This is a genomic window from Pseudoalteromonas sp. RB2-MNA-CIBAN-0110 (assembly GCF_040309305.1).
Classification (GTDB): domain Bacteria; phylum Pseudomonadota; class Gammaproteobacteria; order Enterobacterales; family Alteromonadaceae; genus Pseudoalteromonas; species Pseudoalteromonas arctica.
The window spans coordinates 1-1336 of record NZ_JBEOOQ010000086.1; the positions used below are offsets into that span (position 1 = coordinate 1).

At 39.2% G+C, this 1336-nt stretch carries 1 protein-coding gene; it reads right to left on the bottom strand.

The annotated features are described in order from the left end of the window. Nucleotides 1-237: 237 nt before the first annotated feature. Entirely contained in the window at nt 238-1251 is a 1014-nt protein-coding gene (locus AAEY68_RS20625) for an IS110 family RNA-guided transposase (RefSeq protein ID WP_010555531.1), read from the bottom strand. Nucleotides 1252-1336 lie beyond the last annotated feature (85 nt).

Below are 1336 nucleotides of genomic sequence, written 5' to 3' on the forward strand. Positions count from 1 at the left end.
CATATATGGTCTCCTCCAGTATTGCAAGGTGTCATTCAACGATAGCAGGGACAGGTTTGCTGTCATATATACGGTCTTTTAGTGAAGATTATTACTTCTGACCTTGATGTAATCCGCGCATACTGTCCTGATCAGGTTATCGGTATTTACTACCACTGAACTCTATAGGTTTTCAATATGCAGGTTTGACCTGTTATGTCATCGTTTTAGCCACTTACGCAATTCTTTGAAGAGTATTTATACGGGTGAGTAACTCTCACCTGAAGCGCTAATAGCCCAAGCCATTCTCGCCATCTTGTTGGCATAAGCTACACATGCTCGATTATGCCCTCGAGTTTGAACCAGTCGGTTTATCCATTGACTTAATTTATCATTCTTCGTTTTTGCTCTTGAGACAACAGCTTTTGCTCCTTGGATCAACAGGCACCTTAAGTAGCTATTTCCTCGCTTACTTATCCCAAGTAAAGTATCTTTTCCGCCACTACTGTGTTGACGCGGAACGATACCTAAAGACGCTGAAACATCGCGGCCTCTTTTATAGTTACTGCCATTTCCAACTTCATTGAAATAGGCGCTTGATACCATAGGACCAAATCCAGGTATTGTTTGGATCCGTTGGCAAATATCATTATTTTTTGCTGTTTCAACTATTAATGTACTGTAAGTTTCAATGCAGCTGTCTAAGTTACTCAATTGTGTTTCTAACTGCTTTAGTACCGCTTTAAATGCGCCTGATAATCCGGTATTTTCATCTTCTAAAATTAGGGGGATACTTTTGCGTATTGTGTTTACACCCTGATTTAAAATAATTCCGTATTCAGCAGTTAAGCCTCGGATTTGATTGCATAGTGCCGTTCTTTGTCTGACCGCTAATTCTCTCGCTTTGTGCTGTGCTTGGTTATCTTGTTGCTCAACTGATTTTATACAGACACTCTTAATATGATGTTGTTTTGAAGCAACGCTAATTGCTAAAGCATCGTTATAATCATTTTTATTGCCAACTAAGAAGGCTTTTACATGCTGAGGTGGAATAAGCTTTATCTCATGACCACATTTTCTGATTTCTCGAGCCCAAAAATGAGAAGTTGCACAGGCCTCTAAAGCAACTAAACACGTAGTGTGTTGTTGGAAAAAAGATAACACTTGCGCACGCTTTAACATTTTCTTTTTAACTAAGCGCCCTTGTTCATTGCAGCACACCACATGGAAAAATCTTTTTGCTATGTCTAAACCAATTGTTGTAATCTTCATTTTGGTCTTCTCCCTTTGATTATTGTAACCACTTTAATCATGGCACATAGATGCCGTATAGGGAGGAGACCATTACATCAGGTTA